This window comes from Streptomyces sp. Qhu_M48 (assembly GCF_051305195.1).
Classification (GTDB): Bacteria; Actinomycetota; Actinomycetes; order Streptomycetales; family Streptomycetaceae; genus Streptomyces.
In genome coordinates, this window is the sequence record NZ_CP195432.1 from 1,525,011 (window position 1) to 1,541,989 (window position 16,979).

Consider the following 16,979-nt stretch of genomic DNA (forward strand, 5'->3'; position numbering starts at 1 on the left):
GTCGCCCGGGTGGCGGGTCCGTGGGGCCGGGGTGAGGCTGACGCCACAGTCCCGAGCCCCACGGAGGTCCCGTCGTGCCCAGACGTCTGTCGCGCGGAGTCGTGGCACTGCTGCTGTCCTGCGCCCTGCTGCTGACCACCGCCGGGTGCGGCGGTGACGACACGCAGAGCGTGAGCGCTGCCGCGACCCCGACGAGTTCGGCCACCTTCGAGCAGCAGAAGCTCGCCAAGACGCGGTTCGTCGCCAACGCCGGACTCGCGGCGGGTGCCACGTACCAGTGGATCGTGAAGCCCTACCGGGCGGGCAAGTTCAAGAAGGGCGCGGACGGCCGGACCTTCGCGCTGGTCAAGGCGGGCCTCGCGGGCGCGTTCACGTACAACCGGCTCAAGGCGGCGACGAACAACGCCAAGGGCGACCCGCTGCTCTCGAAGGCGGTCGCGCCGCTGACGGCCGGCATCGAGTCGCTCAAGGAGCTCGGGACGAAGCTGCGCAAGGGCGAGGTGGGCGACGCGGACGTCGGCGCCTTCGAGAGCGTCATCAACAGCGTCAAGGACGCGGGCAGGAGCGCCGGTGCCGAGGTCGTCGACCAGGTCCCCAGCGCCTCCCAGCTCAGCGGCGGGTGACCCGCCCGGTCAGGCGTTCAGCTCCGCCAGGAGGCGGAGGGTCGCGGGGTCCGGTGAGGTGACCAGGAGGTCCGTCACCGGGCCCCGCCGCCACGCGTCGAGCCGTTCGGCGATCCGGTTCCGGGGGCCGACCAGCGAGATCTCGTCCGCGAAGGCGTCCGGCACGGCGAGGACGGCCTCGTCGCGCCGCCCGGCGGCGAACAGCTCCTGGACGCGCCGGGCCTCCTTCTCGTACCCCATGCGCCCCATCAGGTCGGCGTGGAAGTTGCGGGCCGCGTGCCCCATCCCCCCGATGTAGAAGCCGAGCATCGCCTTGACCGGCAGCAGCCCGGCCGCCACGTCGTCGCAGAGCCGGGCCCGGACCATGGGGGCGACGAGGAAGCCCTCGGGGAGGCGCTCGGGCAGCGCGTACACCTCGGCCCAGCGGTCGGGGGTCCAGTACAGCGGCAGCCAGCCGTCGGCGATCGTGAGGGTCTGCGCGATGTTCCTCGGCCCCTCGGCGCCGAGCAGGACCGGGAGCCCGGCCCGTAGCGGGTGGGTGATCGGCTTGAGCGCCCTGCCGAGGCCGGTGCCGTCCGCCCCGGTGTACGGGTGGGAGTGGTGGCGTCCGTCGAGCCGGACCGGGGCCTCGCGGCGCAGCACCTGGCGGACCACGTCCACGTACTCGCGGGTCGCGGTCAGCGGGGAGCGGGGGAAGGGGCGCCCGTACCAGCCCTCGACGACCTGCGGCCCGGACAGGCCGAGCCCGAGCAGGACGCGTCCGCCGGAGAGGTGGTCGAGGGTGAGCGCGTGCATCGCGGTGGTGGTGGGGGCGCGGGCGGCCATCTGCGCGACGGCGGTGCCCAGCTTGACACGGCTGGTGTGGGCGGCGATCCAGGTCAGGGCGGTGAAGGCGTCGGAGCCCCAGGCCTCGGCCGTCCAGACGGAGTCGTAGCCGAGCCGCTCGGCCTCGCGGGCGAGGTCGAGGTGGGCGGGGGAGGGGCCGCGGCCCCAGTAGCCGAGGGCGAGTCCGAGGCGCATGCCCGCATCCTTTCTGACGCTCCGTCAGGAACAGTGCGTGCGGGGACTGTACGCCAACGGCCCCCCGCCCGGAAGGGATTCCGGACGAGGGGCCGTCGAGGTACTTGCCGGGCGTCAGCCGCGCTGGATGCCCGTGGTGTCCTGGAGGACGCCACGACGCCCGTCCTGCGTCTGCGCCACCAGGGCGGCACCGCGCTGCTCGACCGCCAGGTACCAGGTACCCGGGGCCAGCTCGGCGATCGGCGCCTGGGAGCCGTCCTCCCCGTACAGCGGACGGGCGATCGGTACGGCGAACCAGAACGGCGCGAAGTCCGAGGACGGCTGCGCCTGCGGGGCCTGCGCCTGCGGCTCGGGCTGCTGCGGGGCGTGCGGCTGCGGAGCCGGGGCCTGCGCGCCGAACGGCTGGCCCGCACCCTGCGAGGAGTCCTGCGGCCCGCCGTACTGCGGGTGCTGCGCGCCCGGGTAGCCGTAGCCACCGGGGACGCCCTGCGGGCCGGGCTGACCCGGCTGCATGCCGTACGGCTGCGGGGTCTGCGGGCGCGGCGCGCCCACGAGCGGGGCCTTGAGGGCCGGGACCAGCGGGCCGGCCACGGCGGCACCGGCCGCGATCAGGGCGGCGATGAGGCCGAGGATCAGGCCCGCGCCGGCGCTCGTCGACTCGAAGACCCACATCAGCAGGGTCCACGCCGAGGCGATGGTGAACGCGGTGCCGACCTGACCGAGCTCCAGGCCGGCCACCTTGCGCTGCTGCGGCAGGCCGCGGGAGAGGACCACCAGGGCGACACCGGCGATGCCGAGGAAGAAGGAGCCCCAGCCGAGCGGCGACGCCTCCCACGAGTTCGGCAGGTCGACCTGCTTGCAGATCTCGTCCGGGCCGTCACAGCCGGCGTAGGAGAGGAACGAGGCGATGAACAGCACCACCGCTGCACCGATCAGCACGCCATCGCCTCGGGTGAGGGAGCGGATATTCACGTAAGAGTCCTTCGTCGGTCGTCGGTCGTCGCGTGGGGGTGGCACTCGGGGCTTCATGGCACGGGGCGGGCCCATCGTACGGAGCGAATCTATCGCCCGCCGCTTCTACCCCTTGAGGTAGGTCGCGATGCCGTCCGCCATCCCCTGGGCCGCCTTCTGCCGCCACGTCGCCGACGTGAGCAGCTCCGCGTCCTTCGGATCACGCATATTGCCGCATTCGACGAAGACCTTGGGGACGGTTGAGAGATTGAGTCCCCCGAGATCGTCGCGGACGTCCAACCCCGTACCGGCACCGAGGTAGTTGGCCGGAGCCGTCGCGGTCGCGCGGGCGAACCCGTCGGCGATCCGCTCGCCCAGCTCACGGGAGGGGCCGACGATCCTCGCGGTGTCGGCGGAACCTCCGCTCACGCGTGCGGGAAGGATCACATGGAATCCCCGGTCGCCGACGGCGGAGCCGTCCGCGTGGACGGAGACGACGGCGTCGGCGCGGGCCGCGTTGCCGATCCTCGCGCGCTCGTCGATGCACGGGCCCCAGGGGCGGTCGGCGTCATGGGTGAGGACCACCTCGGCCCCCCGGGCGACGAGGAGGTCGCGCAGCCGGTGGGAGACGTCGAGGGTGAACGAGGCCTCGGTGTATCCGGCGTTCGTGGCGGTGCCGGTGGTGTCGCACTCCTTGCGGGTGGTGCCGATGTCCACCTTCCTGTTGATCTCCGCGGAGTGCCGGAAGTTGCCGGCGTTGTGACCGGGGTCGATGACGACGGTCCGCCCGGCGAGCGACCGGCCGGTCGGCGAGGCGGGAAGGGGGGAGGCGGACGGCCGGCCGGTGGCGGCGGGGGGAGGCGTCGCCCCGCTCTCCCGCGGGGCCTCCGGGCCCTGCGCGGACTTCCCGCTCGGCGGCGAGGCCTGCGAGGCCCCGCAGCCGGCGAGCGCGGCGCAGCAGCCCGCGGCGGCGAGGACGAGGGCGAGGGGGCGGCGGGTGATCTCACGGTGGTCGTACGGCACCCGGCGACTCTAGGCCCTGTATGGGGCGAAATCCCGTAGCGGGTAGGTCGCAGGTTGGTCACCGGCTTCGAAGAACGGTGGACGCGTGTGCGCGGACCGTGAAGGGTAGGTCTCCAGAGGCGACGGTGGGGTGTCACCGCGCATGGACCCACGAGGGGGAACCGTGGTGGGGGAAGAACCGAACGACGCACGTCCCGAACCGTCCGACCGACCAGTCGGTGACGGCGGGCCGGACCCGCGGACTCCTGCGGCGCCGTGGCAGGCGCCGCCCGGGCCCGCCGCCACGCCGCCCGCGCAGGGCTTCGGCCCGCCGCCCGGAGCCGCGCCCGCCGGAGGCCCGCCGCCGGGCCAGGCGCCCGGTGGAAGCACACCGCCCGGAGCCGCCGCGTCCGGGCCGCCGCCGGGAGCCGGGCAGCCCGGCCCCGCGCCCGCCACGGGCCCCGCCACCGCGCCCGGCTGGGCCGGTGCCGGTACGCCTCCGCCGCCGGGCGCCCCGCCCGGCTACGGACCGCCGCCGGGGTACGGCCCGCCCGGATACGGCCCGCCCCCGTACGCGGCCGAGCCGCCCGCGCAGCCGCGCGGCGAGGCGAACGGGGCGCAGGCCGCCATGATCGGCCTGCTCAACCTCTCCTGCCTGGGCCTCGGTTACGTCCTCCTGCGCAACTGGATCGGCGCCGCGCTCTGCTGGATCGCCACCGTCGCCCTGCTCGTGCTCGCGCTCCCCGCCGACGTCGACGGCGTGCCCCTGGGGGTCCTCGCCGGCTACGGCGTCTTCCTCCTCGCCGTCGCCGCCGACGGGGCGAGACGCGGACTGCGCGCCACCCTCACCATCGGCGCCTCCTTCCGCCGCCTCGCCCTGCCGCTCGCCCTCGTCCTGCTCGCCGTGCCCGCGGGCGGCTCGCTCGCGTACGGGGCGGCCCGCGACGAGGCGAAGGAGGAGGCACTCCTCGCCCGCCTCGCGGAGGCGGACGCGCAGGTCGAGACCGCCGACGACGGCCTGACCTTCGACAAGGCCGAGCCGATCTACCGCAAGGCGCTCGCCACCTACCAGGACCTCGGCACGAAGCACGCGGGTTCGCGGGCCGGGAAGCTGGTCCCCGCGCGCCTCGACACCTACTACGAGACGGTCTCCCGCCCGTACGCGAAGAAGGCGTACTGCGAGGCCGTCGCGCCGCTCAAGCACCTGCGCGGGCTCGCCGCCACCTTCGACAAGGAGCTGCTCGGCGTCCGGCCCGCCAAGACCGACGAACCGCTGGCCGAGTCCCTCTTCGAGTGCGGGACGGACGCGCTCGGTGTCGAGGCCGCCGACCCGCCCGCCAGCGAGAGCCTCAACGCGCTGTACGACACCTTCCCGAAGTCGCGCCAGGCGACCCAGGTCGAGCCGGCCGTCCGGGCGGCGATCAAGACCCGGACGACGGCGCTCACCTCGGGCACCACCCCCTGCGAGACCACCGAAGAGCTGCGCGCGCTCGACTCCGCCGTCGACAACATGACCGACCCCGCCCTCGAAGAGGCGGCGAAGGAGGCCGCGAGCGGGGTCCAGCGGGGCGACTTCGCCTGCGGGACCTCGCAGTTCAACGGCAAGGAGTACGACGACGCGGTCAAGACCATGACCCAGTACGCCAAGGACTACCCGAGCAGCCCGGACGCGGCGCACGCCCGCTCCATCGCCATCGCCGCCGAGATCGCCGAGGAGGAGCCCGCGGCGGGCAGGAAGCTGCCCTCGGCCGACGTGCCCGGCGGCTCCCGGATGGTGATGGTGGTCAGCAACGACGGCCCGGGCGAGGTCGAGCTGCTCTACACCGGTCCGATGACCGGCAAGGTCACCCTCAAGTCCTGCGGGACCTGCACGAAGTACCCGAGCCCGATCTTCGCGGGCTCCAAGAAGATCAAGGCCTGCACGGGGCCGTCCTCGAAGTACCCGAAGGCGACCCTCCTGCTGCCCGCCGGCGACTACCACTTCCTCCAGAAGCGCGTCTCCACCGGCACGTCCACGGCCGGGGACACCAAGACCAGCAAGGCCAAGATCGAACCCGGCTACAGCTACACCAACTGCCTGTACGTGACCTCGGGCTTCTGATCCGGGTGCCCGTCCGTCCCGACGGCCGTCCCCTCCACCGGGGGGCGGCCGTCGACGCGTTCCGTACGGCACCGGGCCCGGCGGCCGCGTGCGGTGCGGTGCTCGGCGGCGGCAGCGGCGTCGTCGTGGTGCGGGGGTCAGCGGCGGCGGCCGGCGTGCGGTGCGGGGGTCAGCGGCGGCGCAGGACCCGCATCGAGTCGGTCACCGAGACCTCCTCGAAGTCACCCGACTCCAGCGCGCGCAGGTAGATCCGGTACGGGGCCTGGCCACCGTCCGCCGGGTCCGGGAAGACGTCGTGGATGACGAGCAGACCCCCGGGGGCGACCTTGGGGGCCCAGCCCTCGTAGTCGTTCGTGGCGTGCTCGTCGGTGTGCCCGCCGTCGACGAACACGAACCCGAGCTGCCCGCCCCACACCTTCGCGACCTGCGGCGAGCGGCCGACCACGGCGATCACGTGCTCTTCGAGGCCGGCCTTGCGGAGCGTGCGGCGGAAGGTCGGCAGGGTGTCCATGAGCCCCACCTCGGGGTCCACCACGGTCTCGTCGTGGTACTCCCAGCCCGGCTGCTGCTCCTCGCTGCCCCGGTGGTGGTCCACGGTCACCGCGACCGTCCCCGCCCGCCGCGCCACGTCGGCCAGCAGGATCGTGGACCGCCCGCAGTACGTGCCGACCTCCAGGAGCGGCAGCCCGAGCTTCGCCGCCTCCGTGGCCGCCCCGTACAGGGCGAGCCCCTCCTCGACGGGCATGAAGCCCTTCGCGCCCTCGAAGGCGGCAAGGATCTCGGGAGTGGGCTCGGCGGCCATGGGCGGGTCCTCCTACTGGCGGGTACGCGGGTACGGGCGCCCATCGTGCCCTACGCGTCGCACGCGAACCACACCCGCGGTCACCGCCGTCGGCGCGACCGTCACCAGCGTGGTCCTCGCAGCGAAACCTCCCGGCGGTCGAACCCGACAGCTGTGAGGACCCCGTCTTCCGGCCAATATATGGCTGGATCACGACCCTCAACTCTACGGTCTCTTCACAGACTTCACACAGGCCGCACTGCTCGTGAGCTTGGCGATTGCACACGGCACACCTCGGAGAACTCCGGCAAACGGGTTTTCGTTCCCCGCTCGAAAGCGGCGCGCGGCTCTTGCCGAGCGCTTGTTACTCGCGGTTAAGTAGCGCCGCGCATCGGGACCTGACCAGTCCCTCGGGGTGCGCGCACGTCATCGGCGGTCGGGGGAACGGCGCCGCCACGGGGAGGATCGGCGTCGCCGTGTCGCGATGCCCGCTCGCTGTGCACATCGCCCGGGTCACCTCTGCCCGCCCTCGTTCGCTGCTGTGAAGGAAGCCTTCCTTGCGGTTCAAACCGGGGTTGTTCAACCCTCGATCACGTTCGTCCACGACTCTCACCACCGCCCTCACGTCCGTCACGGCGCTCGCCGTCCTCGGTGGTCTGGGCGTCCGTCCCGACCTGTCCGTGCGGGACGCCCAGCCCGTCGCCGCCACCGCCGACTCGTACGACGGCTACGACGTCAAGGCGGCCGAGCGGCTGCGCGAGGACCAGTGCATGGGCACCGAGGCCCTGCGCATGGGCGGGCCCAACCTGTACGCCCTCGCGCAGAGCGCCCTCGTCCTGCCGCCCGACCAGCTCCACGAGAAGCTGAAGCGGGACATGTTCGACGACAAGACCCCGCTGCACGCGGCCTGGAACCTGGACCGCACCCTCACGGACCAGTGGCTCGACAAGGTCCAGAAGCAGGGCAACGCGTGGAACAGCGCCGCGAACCTGGACTCGTACCCCAACGCCCCCAAGGACGCGGGCAAGATCTTCGAACAGACCGGGCTGCTCCCGTGGCTGTACCAGGGCTACTCGGACCCGCTCAACCTGTTCAACCCCTTCTACGAGTCCTCGCCCACCGCCGACGACAGGACGAAGGCCGCGGCGCTCGCGATCGGCGACCCCCTCTACACCAGCGGCGGAACGCCGAAGGAGCAGGAGGCGTGGGCGCTGTGGAAGAAGAACTCGGGGAAGGTCGAGCCCAACCAGTACTTCGTGCCCCGGGTGTTCGCCGATGACGCCCGGATCTTCCTCGGCGCCGGCGGTTTCCCCCGGACCGCCGCGGAGCCGGACAGCCCGGAGTTCCGGATCGCGGTCGAGGACCTCAAGGCCCGCTTCGGGGCCTGCGGCTGGCACGACCCGATCGACCCCAACAGGGTCCTCGGCAAGCAGGTGGCGCGCGCCGCGTCCGAGTGGCAGCAGGAGATAGCCGGTCAGACCGCGCAGCGGCAGCAGATCCTGACCGCCGGCAAGGACGCCACGAAGGCGCTGCAGGACGGCGCGTACGCCCTCAGCATGCTCGTCGGCCAGTCGTGGCTTGCCGACTACTACACCCGCTGGCAGGACCACTGGACCCCCGGCGGCGTCGGCTGGATCGGCAACGGGTACACGGTGATCGAGGTGCCCGGCGCGAACGGCACGTGCCTGGACGTCCAGGGCGGCGGCAAGACCAACGGCACGCCCGTCCAGATCCACACCTGCAACGGCAGTGCCTCGCAGGAGTGGTCCCTCGAAGGCGGCGAGGAGGACCTCCACCTCCGCAACACCGGCTCGTTCAAGTGCCTGGACGTGGCGGGGAACGCCTCCGCCAACGGGACGAAGATCCAGATCACGGACTGCTACAGCACCAAGGGCCAGTCGTGGAAGGCCGACGTCCGCGCTCCCTCGACCCTGCGGAGCGTGACCACGGGCAAATGCCTGGACCTGAGCGCCTTCACGGTGGGCACGGACGCGCGGCTGTTCGACTGCAAGGACACCAGCGCGCAGAAGTACCTGATCAAGCCGAACGGGAAGAAGGGCGCCGGCAGCACCCCGTACCCGGTCAAGGCGCAGTTCGACGCGGCGACGAAGGGCCTCGCCGACGCCCGGGCGGCGGCGAAGACGCACCTGGCCACGGTGAAGGCCCAGCTGGAGAAGGCCAGGACCTCGGCCACCGCCTCCGACACGGCCGTGCAGGCCGCGTACGGCATCGCGGACGCCGCCGGCGCCCCGCGCGGCCGCGGTCTCCTGGTCGGCCAGCAGAAGGCCCAGGTCACCAAGGGGGCCGTGGCGGCGCTGACCGCGATGGTGAAGGCCGGTGAGACCGCCGAGGCGGCCACCCGGGCCGCCGCCGCCGACAGCGCGACCATCACGCAGCGCGCCCTCGCGCAGACCGCCCAGGTCAACGCCGAGTTCCGCAAGGAGGCCGCCCGCACCGCCGAGTCGCAGGCGAAGGCGGCGGCCGACGGGGCCAAGCTGCACCGCGACAACGCGAAGAAGGACAAGGAGACGGCGGAGGCCAAGCTCGCCGTCGCGCTGAAGGCCGAGGGCGACGCCAAGGCGGCCGCCGCCGACGCCCACGCCAAGCGTCTCGCGGCCGAGGCCGAGGAGGCCACGGCGAAGGCGGAGAAGGACACGGCCGCCGTGAAGCAGAACGAGGCGGCCCAGCACAGGAGGAACGCCGACGCGGAGGCCGTGAAGGCCGAGGACGCCCGGAAGGCGGCCGAGGCCTCCGAGAGCACGGCGGTCGCGAAGAAGGACTCCGCGGTCAAGGCCCGGGACAACGCCAAGGCCAAGCGGGACGACGCCTGGGAGGCCGAGCAGCGGGCCGACGCCGCTCGCGCCAAGGCCGACGCGAAGGAGGCGTACGCCCAGGCCCACGAGTCCGACGAGTACGCCAAGGAGTCCCGCGACGCGGCCGACGCGGCTTCGGCGCACGCCGACAGCGCGGAGGCCGCCGCCGGCCGGGCGCGCGGTGAGGCCGACGCGGCCACGCGCGCGGCATCCGAGGCCGACGCCGCCGCCACCCGCGCCGAGGCCGCCGCCAAGCGGTCCCGCGCACACGCGGACGCGGCCCAGGCCGCCAGGCTGAAGGCCGACGCCGCCCTGCGGACGGCGACCAGCGCCGCCGCCGACGCCATCGACGCCTCCGAGCACGCCGCCGCCGAGGCCAAGACCGCCGTCCGGCTCGCGGACGAGGCACAGAAGCTCGCCAGGACCGCCAAGGCCGAAGCGGACGCGGCGAGCAAGGAGGCCGCGAAGGCCCTCGCCGCAGCCGCGAAGGCCGCGGGCTTCGCCCACGTCACCGCGCAGGCCGCCGTGGACGCGGGCAACGCCGCCGTACAGGTCGCCAAGCCCGCCAACGACGCGATCCAGCTCGGCTCGCCCTACGCCGCCACCGACTCGGCCGCCGGCCTCGTCGTCCTGACCGGCCAGGGTTCCAAGACGATCGCCGACCAGCAGAAGGCCGTCGCCGACGCCCACGCCAAGAACGCGCAGGCGGAGGCGGTGGCGGCCAAGAGCATCGCCGACCAGGCCGTCGGCGACGCGAAGATCGCCCACCAGTACGCGGCCAACGCCGCCGGGCACGCGGCGACCGCGCGGGGGTACGCGAAGGAGGCCCTCGGCTACGCGGCCGACGCCGCCGCCGCTGCCGCGAAGGCCACGCAGTCGCTGGCCCGCACCGCCGAGTACGACCGCAAGGCCGCCGAGGACGCCGCCGCCGCCGACCAGGCCGCCGGCCGCGCCGAGGGCTACGCGGCACAGGCCCGTGACTCCGCCGACCAGGCGGCGCTCGACGCCCAGGCCGCCCGCGAGGCCGCGTCCCGTGCCGAGCAGTCCGCCAAGGACGCGCGGGCGGCCGCCGACCGGGCCGACACCGCCGCCACCGAGGCGGAGGAGGCGGCCAAGGACGCCCTGAAGTACGCCGAGGAGGCGCAGGCGGCAGCCGACCGGGCGGAGGCCGCCCAGAAGAACAACTCCATCGCCGACGGCGGCACCACCGGGGTCGGCGGGGTCTTCTACGTCGTCGACAAGCTGGTCCCGGTCGGGGAACCGGAGATCAAGAAGAAGGAGAACTGCAACGTCATCATCCACGTGGGCGACTGCGTGATCACCGCCGTCATCCACTTCGACGCCTACATCGACCTGTACCTGTGCACCGCCGAGGACATGCCCGCGACCGAGGCCGGCTGCCCGGCGGAGGCGGTCGTCTTCCTCGGCTCCGACGTCCTGAAGAACCAGAAGACCGAGGTCACGCACACCCTGTCGATGGTCGAGTTCAACTCCGGCATCGACCCGGTGAAGATCCTCCTCGGCGACTTCATCGAGTGCGCCCAGAAGATCGCACCCGGGGGCGAGTCGGGCAGCTGGGCCGGATGCGCCTGGGCCGCCACCTGGTTCATCCCCGGCAAGGCGTACAAGGCGATCGGCGACGCGCTCCACGCGTTCAACGCCTCCCTGCACACCGGTGTCGGCGTCCGCGAGGCGTTCGCCGCGCTGCGGGCCCTCGACCTCGACCCGGCGACGATCGCCCGGCTCGAGGACACCGTCAACGTCTACGAGGACGTGTTCGTCGCCTGCCGGCGGAACAGCTTCCCCGGCGGTACCGGAGTCCTCATGGCCGACGGCTCCCACCGTGCGATCCGCGACGTGCGGATCGGCGACCGGGTGCTCACCACCGACCCCCGGACAGGCGGCCTGCGGCCCCAGGGCGTGACGGACACCTTCCGCCACGACACCGAGCGCCTGGTGGACATCTCCGTCGACAGCGGTCTGCTCACCAGCACGATCGGGCACCGGTTCCTCGTCCTCGGCCGTGGCTGGACGACGGTGGCCGAACTGCGCGTGGGCGACCGGCTGCGTACCCCGCAGGGCACGGAGCAGACCGTCACCGCGCTGAGCGACCGGTCGGGTCTGGCGCCGCGCACGGTCTTCGACCTGACGGTCGACGGGCCGCACACGTTCTACGTGCGTCCGCAGGGCGAGCGGCCCCAGGACGTCCTCGTCCACAACTGCACCAACATCGTCGCCGACGAGGGGCTGTTCGGCGCGCACACCCTCGGGACCCACGTCCGCCAGTCCGACGACCTGATGCGGGCCAAGGCCGAGGTCGACGGCATCGCGGGCAAGTGGACCGACGAGGCGACGGCGGCCGAGGCCGTCAAGCAGGCGATCGAGGAGTGGATCAAGCACGGGGACAACGCCACGACGTTCCAGAACTGGCAGCGGAAGCAGTCGCAGAACAAGAACGGGTTCGTCGCGGAACGGGACTGCCTCCGCTTCGACTGGACGCTGAAGGACAAGGGCTCGCTCGGCACCGTGTGGCGCGCCGGCGGCGAGCGGGCCGGAGAGGCGGCGAGCAACAGCGTCCGGGTGGTCCTCCGGTACGTTCCGAAGTCCGCCCAGCCCCGGCCGCACAACCCGAGCAAGTACGTCGTGTTCACGTCGTACCCGCTGCCGAAGAAGTAGCGCGGTGGCCGGACACCCGTCCGGCAGGCTGATCGAGTGACAAGGAACGGGCACCCTTCCTGCCGAAGGGTGCCCGTTCGCACGTGAACGGACAGGGACACGGAGGAAGAGGGCGATGGCACGCGCGCGCGAGGTCTACTACTACGACCATGGGACGGACTTCGGACTCAGCGGGTTCGCCGGAGCGTTGGCCGCCCGAACGGGGCTGCGTCTCGACGAACGCGTGACGCTGGCGCTCGCCGCGAGGCGGGCGGAGGACGAGGACGTCCAACTGGGCCGGGACGTGCGGCTCCTCCTGGACTCCGGGCTTCCGGACGAGGCGCTGCGCGAGGTGTGGCTGGCCGCCGCGCGCCGCCGCTTCGACCCGGCGGATGAGGGCACGGACGTCCGCGCGTGGCTGCGCCGGGTCTCCGAGGCGTGCCCGCCCCGTGTCCTGGAGCGGGACCCGTACGAGGAGAGGAGCCTCGACGAGGTGCGGCCGACGGTGGCGGAGGACGAGCTGCGGGAGGCGGTGGCGGCCGAGATCGCCTCGAACCGTGCCGGGCTCGCCCGCGCCGTCGCGGTGCCGAACGCCGTGCCGGCGTTGCTGCGCGTGGTGCGAGAGGTGGACGCGGACCTGGGTCTCCGGCTGTTCCTGCGCGTGGCGAAGTCCTATTCCGTGCCGCTCGGCAAGGAGTCGTACGACCGGCTGACGGCGCTGGGACAGCGCCTGGCCTACCCGTCGGACGCCGTCCACGAGGGGCTGGAGGTCCACTGGCCGCCCGTCGATCCCGGGCGGCGGGACCTCGGTGTCGGCCGGTTCGGCGCGCAGATGCTGGCGGCCGTCTTCCGGGGCACGGACTGGCACCACGAAGGGACCGTGCGGGAGAACATCCTGCGCGTGATCGACGCCGACCACGGGGACGTCCCGGGGTCGTACGCGGCCGTGCTCCTGGAGGACGCGCGCCGTCTCCTCGACTCCGCTCTGTCCGACCCGGCCCTCGACGCGCTGTGGCGCGCCGTGTCCCGGCGCGTGCGCGTCACCGGAGCGGACGAGTTCGACGCGGACGTACGGGCCTGGCTGGAGCGGGTCGCCGGGGAGTGCCGGGAGCACCTGGCCCGGATCGATCCCTGCTACTCGCCGTACGTCTCGTCCGCCCGGACGGAGCTCGCGGAACCCGTGCTGCGGGAGGTCCGCGAGGCCGCGCGCGCCGACGTGGCCGAGGTGCGGGCCGTGGCGCCCGTCCTTGAGGACGTCGTCACGGCCGTCGACCCGGACCTGGGCTTCCGTCTCCTCCTCCAGCTCCTCTCGGCGTACGCGGTCCCCGTCACCGGCACCCGGCGGGCGCGCTACCTGGAACTGGCCGAACGGCTCGGCTACGGCCCGGAGCACGTCGAGGACCACCTGCCGGGTCCCGGGAACTGACGGGTCAGGCTCCCGCCAGGACCGCGCGCAGCTTCCGCACCCCCGCCTTCCACGCCTCGCCGTCCGACTCCTCCCAGAGCTCCAGGAGTTCGGACGGCTCCACGAGGACGCGGTCCAGGGCCGCGACGGCCTCCGGGCGCAGTGCGGCGGGGAGGGACGGCAGCGGGTCCTTCGGGGCGTACGAGGTCGTCACCGGGTCGCCGCCGGGGCACTGGGCCGCCAGCAGGGCCGCCGAGGCGATCGCCTCCACGGCCACGTCGGCGTCCAGGTACTCCTCGCCGGTCTCGATCACGTCGCGGAAGGTCGCGCGCAGCACCTCGGCCTTCTTCTCCGCCGGTGCCTCGTCCACCCGGTAGGAGAAGTCGGCGGCGGTGTCGCTGTCGAAGGGGCCGATGTCCCAGGTGCCCATGGCGTGCTCGCTCTCTCGCGTCGTCCAACTGTCCCCCCAGCGTGGCACCCGCCACTGACAACGCCCGGACCGCTCAGTCCTCGACGCCCAGGTCGGCGCGCATGGCCTTCTTCATCGCGCCGACGTAGGGCCAGACCTCCTGGTGGAGTTCCGCCTCCATGGTCGACAGTTCCTCCGCGTACGTCGTGGGGTCCCCCGCGTACTTCCGGAGCTTCCCGTAGGCCTCGTTCAAGCGCTCCTTGGCCGCGCCGGCGGGACGCGACACCACCTTCGGGACGATCATCTGGGCCTCCGCGTAGCTGTCCCGGTAGGCCAGCCTGGCCGCCTCCAGGTTCTCCAGGGACGAGGCGACGCCCTCGTTCCGCCCCAGCGCGTGGAGATGGTTGGTCATCTCCGTCAGGTACTGGCGCGCGGCGGTGTTCAGCGTGATGTAGCAGGCACGCCGGCGTTCCAGGCTCTCGTGCCGCCCCTGCCGGGCCTGTTCCGCCAGGAGCAGCTCCTGCGCGTGACCGCGTTCCTCGCGCCGCTGTTCGGCGGCGGCCTGGAGCTCCATGCGCTTGGTGCGGTCCGCGCGGCTCTGTGTCAGGAGCGCGGCCCCCAGGGTCCCCGCCACGCCGACCACGGCTATCAGCAACGCCGTCCAACTCGCGCCCATGTTCCCCCCTGCGTACGGCTCCGTCTTCCGACGATGCTGCCACAGGGCGCGCTCCCGGAGGTCCGGGGCGGAGGTCCGGGGCGGGCGGCGTTCGATCCGTGACGCGGCGGGATTCCCGTCCCGTATCCGACCTTCCGTCAGAATGGAACGTGTTCTAGTCTGCCGCGCATGGGCATCGCCATCACGCACGAACAGCGGGAGCTCGCACGATCCGTCCGGGGCTGGCTCGCCCGCGCCGTACCTCCCGAGGAGGTCCGCAAGCACCTGGACGTCCCCGACACGGCCACCGGGCGGCCCTCGTACTGGGACGCCGCCGCCGAGCAGGGGCTCCTCGGACCGCACCTGCCCGAGGAGTACGGGGGAGGGGGCGGCGACCTCGGGGACCTCGTCGTCGTCGTGGAGGAGGCCGCGCGGGCCCTGCTGCCGGGGGCCCATCTGCCCTCCGTGCTCGCCGCCGAACTCCTCCACCGGGCCGGGCGACCGGAGTTGGCCGGAGCCCTCGCGCGCGGGGAGCGGATCGGGGCCGTCGCTCTCGGCGGTCCGGGTGGGCCGGGCGGGGCGGGCGGGGCCGCCGGGCCGGGCGCGTCGGGCGGTCCGGGCATCGACAGCGGCGCCGGAAGCGGCACCGGCACCCTCACCGCCGTCCGAACCGCGAGCGGATACCTCCTCGACGGCGCCGCGCCCCCCGTCCTCTGCGGCGCCCAGGCCGACCTCGTACTCCTGCGGGCCGCCACCGCCGACGGCTCCGTCTGGCTCGCCGTCGACACCGACGGGCTCGCCGTCCGGCCCCACGAGAGCGCCGACCCCACCCGGCCCACCGCCGAGATCACCGCCCGCGCCCTCCACGTCCCCGCAGCGCGCGAACTCGCCCTCGACACCGCGCTCGTCCACGACCTCGCCGCCGTCCTCCTCGCCGCCGACGCCTGCGGCACCGCCGCCCGCGCCGTCGAGACCGCCGCCGAACACGCCCGGACCCGGGAACAGTTCGGCCGGCCCATCGGACAGTTCCAGGGCGTCAAACACCTCTGCGCCGACATGCTCGTCCGGCTCGAACAGGCCCGCGCCCTCACCTGGGACGCCGCCCGCGCGGCCGCCGACGCCGGGGCCGGAGGCCGTGACGAGACCGCCGGAGCCGGGGGCCATGGCGTGGAGGACGCCGGGGCCAGGGGCCATGGCGTGGAAGACGCCGGAGCCGGGGGCCGTGGCGAGGAGGACGCCGTCCGGTCCCTCGCCGCCGCGCTCGCCGCCGCCACCGCCCTCGACACCGCGTACACCTGCGCCAAGGACTGCATCCAGATCCTCGGCGGCACCGGCTTCACCTGGGAGCACGACGCCCACCTCCTGCTGCGCCGCGCCCTCGTGGCCCGCCAGCTCCTCGGCACCGGCGACCACCACCGGCTCGCCGCGCTCCGGCACGCCGCCGCCGGGGTCCGGCGCGCCCTCCGCCTCGACCTGCCGCCCGAGGCCGAGCCGTACCGCGCCGCCGCCCGCGAGGCCGTCGCCCCCGCCGCCGGACTCGACCCGGCCGCAGCCCGGCGCGCCCTCGCACCCACCGGCTACGCGGCCCCGCACCTCCCGGAGCCGTACGGACTCGGCGCGGGCCCCCTCCAGCAGCTCGCCGTCCAACGCGAGCTGGACGAGGCCGGGATCACCGTCTCCGGGCTCTCCATCGCCACCTGGGTCGTGCCGTCGCTGCTCGCCCACGGCACCCCGGCCCAGCAGGCCGAGCATCTCGGCCCGACCCTGCGCGGCGAGCGCCTCTGGTGCCAGCTCTTCTCCGAGCCCGGTGCCGGCTCCGACCTCGCCTCCCTCCGCACCCGCGCCGAGCGGACCGAGGACGGGCGCTGGCGGATCACCGGGCAGAAGGTGTGGACGAGCGCCGCCCAGTGGGCCCACCACGGCATCCTGCTCGCCCGCACCGACCCGGCCGCCCCCAAGCACCAGGGGCTCACCTACTTCCTCGTCGACATGCGGAACACCCCCGGGATCGACATCCGTCCGCTCAAGGAGATCACCGGGGACTCCCTCTTCAACGAGGTCTGGTTCGACGGCGCGATCCTCCCGGCCGACGCCGTCGTCGGCGAGGTGAACGAAGGCTGGCGGGTCGCCCGCAACACCCTCGGCAACGAACGCGTCCACATGGCCGACCAGGTCGCCTTCGACACCGGCCTCGAAGCCGTCATCGCCCACGCGGACCGGGTCGACAGCTCCGTACGCGTCCGGATCGGCGCCCTCCTCGCCGAGGCGCACGCGCTCGCGTGCATCGGTCTGCGCACCACCCTGCTCCAGGTGTCCGGCCTCGAACCGGGCGCGGGCGCCAGCGTCCGCAAGCTCGTCCAGACCCTCCACCAGCAGAAGCTCGCCGAACTCACCCTCGAACTCCTCGGCCCCGAGGGCGCCGTCCGCGAGGGCCCCGGCGAACGCGCCGTCCACGGACTGCTCATGTCCCGCTGCCTCACCATCGCGGGCGGCACCACCCAGGTACAGCTCAACGTTGTCGCCGAGCGGCTGCTCGGCCTTCCCAGGGACTGAGAGGGACACGT

General features: G+C 73.6%; 11 protein-coding genes. 5 read left to right on the forward strand and 6 right to left on the reverse strand.

All coding sequences use genetic code 11. The annotated features are described in order from the left end of the window. Positions 1-74: 74 nt before the first annotated feature. Entirely contained in the window at positions 75-623 is a 549-nt protein-coding gene (locus ACRRSS_RS07225) for a hypothetical protein (RefSeq protein ID WP_435970392.1), read from the forward strand. A 9-nt stretch (positions 624-632) separates the two neighbouring features. Here the strand turns inward: ACRRSS_RS07225 and ACRRSS_RS07230 are convergent, their stop codons facing one another. From ACRRSS_RS07230 to ACRRSS_RS07240, 3 genes are all read right to left on the reverse strand, one after another. Continuing rightward, positions 633-1,643, reverse strand: a complete 1,011-nt coding sequence (locus ACRRSS_RS07230; RefSeq protein WP_435970393.1) for an LLM class F420-dependent oxidoreductase — start codon at positions 1,641-1,643, stop codon at positions 633-635. A 114-nt stretch (positions 1,644-1,757) separates the two neighbouring features. Further along, complete coding sequence (locus ACRRSS_RS07235) at positions 1,758-2,615, reverse strand: DUF5336 domain-containing protein (RefSeq protein ID WP_435970394.1); 858 nt, start codon at positions 2,613-2,615, stop codon at positions 1,758-1,760. Between the two features lie 105 nt (positions 2,616-2,720). Next, a complete protein-coding gene (locus ACRRSS_RS07240; RefSeq protein ID WP_435970395.1) occupies positions 2,721-3,617 on the reverse strand; it encodes an N-acetylmuramoyl-L-alanine amidase in 897 nt (298 codons plus the stop codon). A 166-nt stretch (positions 3,618-3,783) separates the two neighbouring features. Here ACRRSS_RS07240 and ACRRSS_RS07245 point away from each other — a divergent pair, with 166 nt between their 5' ends. Then, positions 3,784-5,697: a hypothetical protein gene (locus ACRRSS_RS07245; protein WP_435970396.1), complete on the forward strand. Its 1,914-nt coding sequence runs from the start codon at positions 3,784-3,786 to the stop codon at positions 5,695-5,697. Between the two features lie 169 nt (positions 5,698-5,866). On the opposite strand, the gene ACRRSS_RS07250 is transcribed toward ACRRSS_RS07245, so the two are convergent. Further along, complete coding sequence (locus tag ACRRSS_RS07250; RefSeq protein ID WP_435970397.1) at positions 5,867-6,499, reverse strand: class I SAM-dependent methyltransferase; 633 nt, start codon at positions 6,497-6,499, stop codon at positions 5,867-5,869. Between the two features lie 749 nt (positions 6,500-7,248). Here ACRRSS_RS07250 and ACRRSS_RS07255 point away from each other — a divergent pair. Both ACRRSS_RS07255 and ACRRSS_RS07260 read left to right on the forward strand, forming a co-directional pair. Then, positions 7,249-11,967, forward strand: coding sequence for an RICIN domain-containing protein (locus tag ACRRSS_RS07255; protein WP_435975268.1), 4,719 nt, complete (start codon positions 7,249-7,251; stop codon positions 11,965-11,967). Between the two features lie 115 nt (positions 11,968-12,082). Beyond that, positions 12,083-13,372 (forward strand): hypothetical protein, encoded by a 1,290-nt coding sequence (locus ACRRSS_RS07260; protein ID WP_435970398.1) that lies wholly within the window; start codon positions 12,083-12,085, stop codon positions 13,370-13,372. A 4-nt stretch (positions 13,373-13,376) separates the two neighbouring features. Here the strand turns inward: ACRRSS_RS07260 and ACRRSS_RS07265 are convergent, their stop codons facing one another. After that, positions 13,377-13,781, reverse strand: a complete 405-nt coding sequence (locus ACRRSS_RS07265; RefSeq protein WP_435970399.1) for a DUF4259 domain-containing protein — start codon at positions 13,779-13,781, stop codon at positions 13,377-13,379. Positions 13,782-13,854: 73 nt separating this feature from the next. After that, positions 13,855-14,436 carry a hypothetical protein gene (locus tag ACRRSS_RS07270; protein ID WP_435970400.1) on the reverse strand — a complete coding sequence of 194 codons (582 nt, stop codon included), beginning with the start codon at positions 14,434-14,436 and terminating at the stop codon, positions 13,855-13,857. A gap of 168 nt (positions 14,437-14,604) precedes the next feature. On the opposite strand from ACRRSS_RS07270, the gene ACRRSS_RS07275 reads away from it, so the two are divergent. Then, entirely contained in the window at positions 14,605-16,968 is a 2,364-nt protein-coding gene (locus ACRRSS_RS07275) for an acyl-CoA dehydrogenase (RefSeq protein WP_435970401.1), read from the forward strand. The last annotated feature ends 11 nt before the right edge of the window (positions 16,969-16,979 follow it).

Bases quoted from the DNA above. Each gene is read 5' to 3' on its own strand.
- ACRRSS_RS07230 (WP_435970393.1), bottom strand. From the start codon at position 1,643: ATGCGCCTCGGACTCGCCCTCGGCTACTGGGGCCGCGGCCCCTCCCCC.
- ACRRSS_RS07250 (WP_435970397.1), bottom strand. From the start codon at position 6,499: ATGGCCGCCGAGCCCACTCCCGAGATCCTTGCCGCCTTCGAGGGCGCG.
- ACRRSS_RS07255 (WP_435975268.1), top strand. From the start codon at position 7,249: ATGGGCACCGAGGCCCTGCGCATGGGCGGGCCCAACCTGTACGCCCTC.
- ACRRSS_RS07260 (WP_435970398.1), top strand. From the start codon at position 12,083: ATGGCACGCGCGCGCGAGGTCTACTACTACGACCATGGGACGGACTTC.
- ACRRSS_RS07265 (WP_435970399.1), bottom strand. From the start codon at position 13,781: ATGGGCACCTGGGACATCGGCCCCTTCGACAGCGACACCGCCGCCGAC.
- ACRRSS_RS07270 (WP_435970400.1), bottom strand. From the start codon at position 14,436: ATGGGCGCGAGTTGGACGGCGTTGCTGATAGCCGTGGTCGGCGTGGCG.
- ACRRSS_RS07275 (WP_435970401.1), top strand. From the start codon at position 14,605: ATGGGCATCGCCATCACGCACGAACAGCGGGAGCTCGCACGATCCGTC.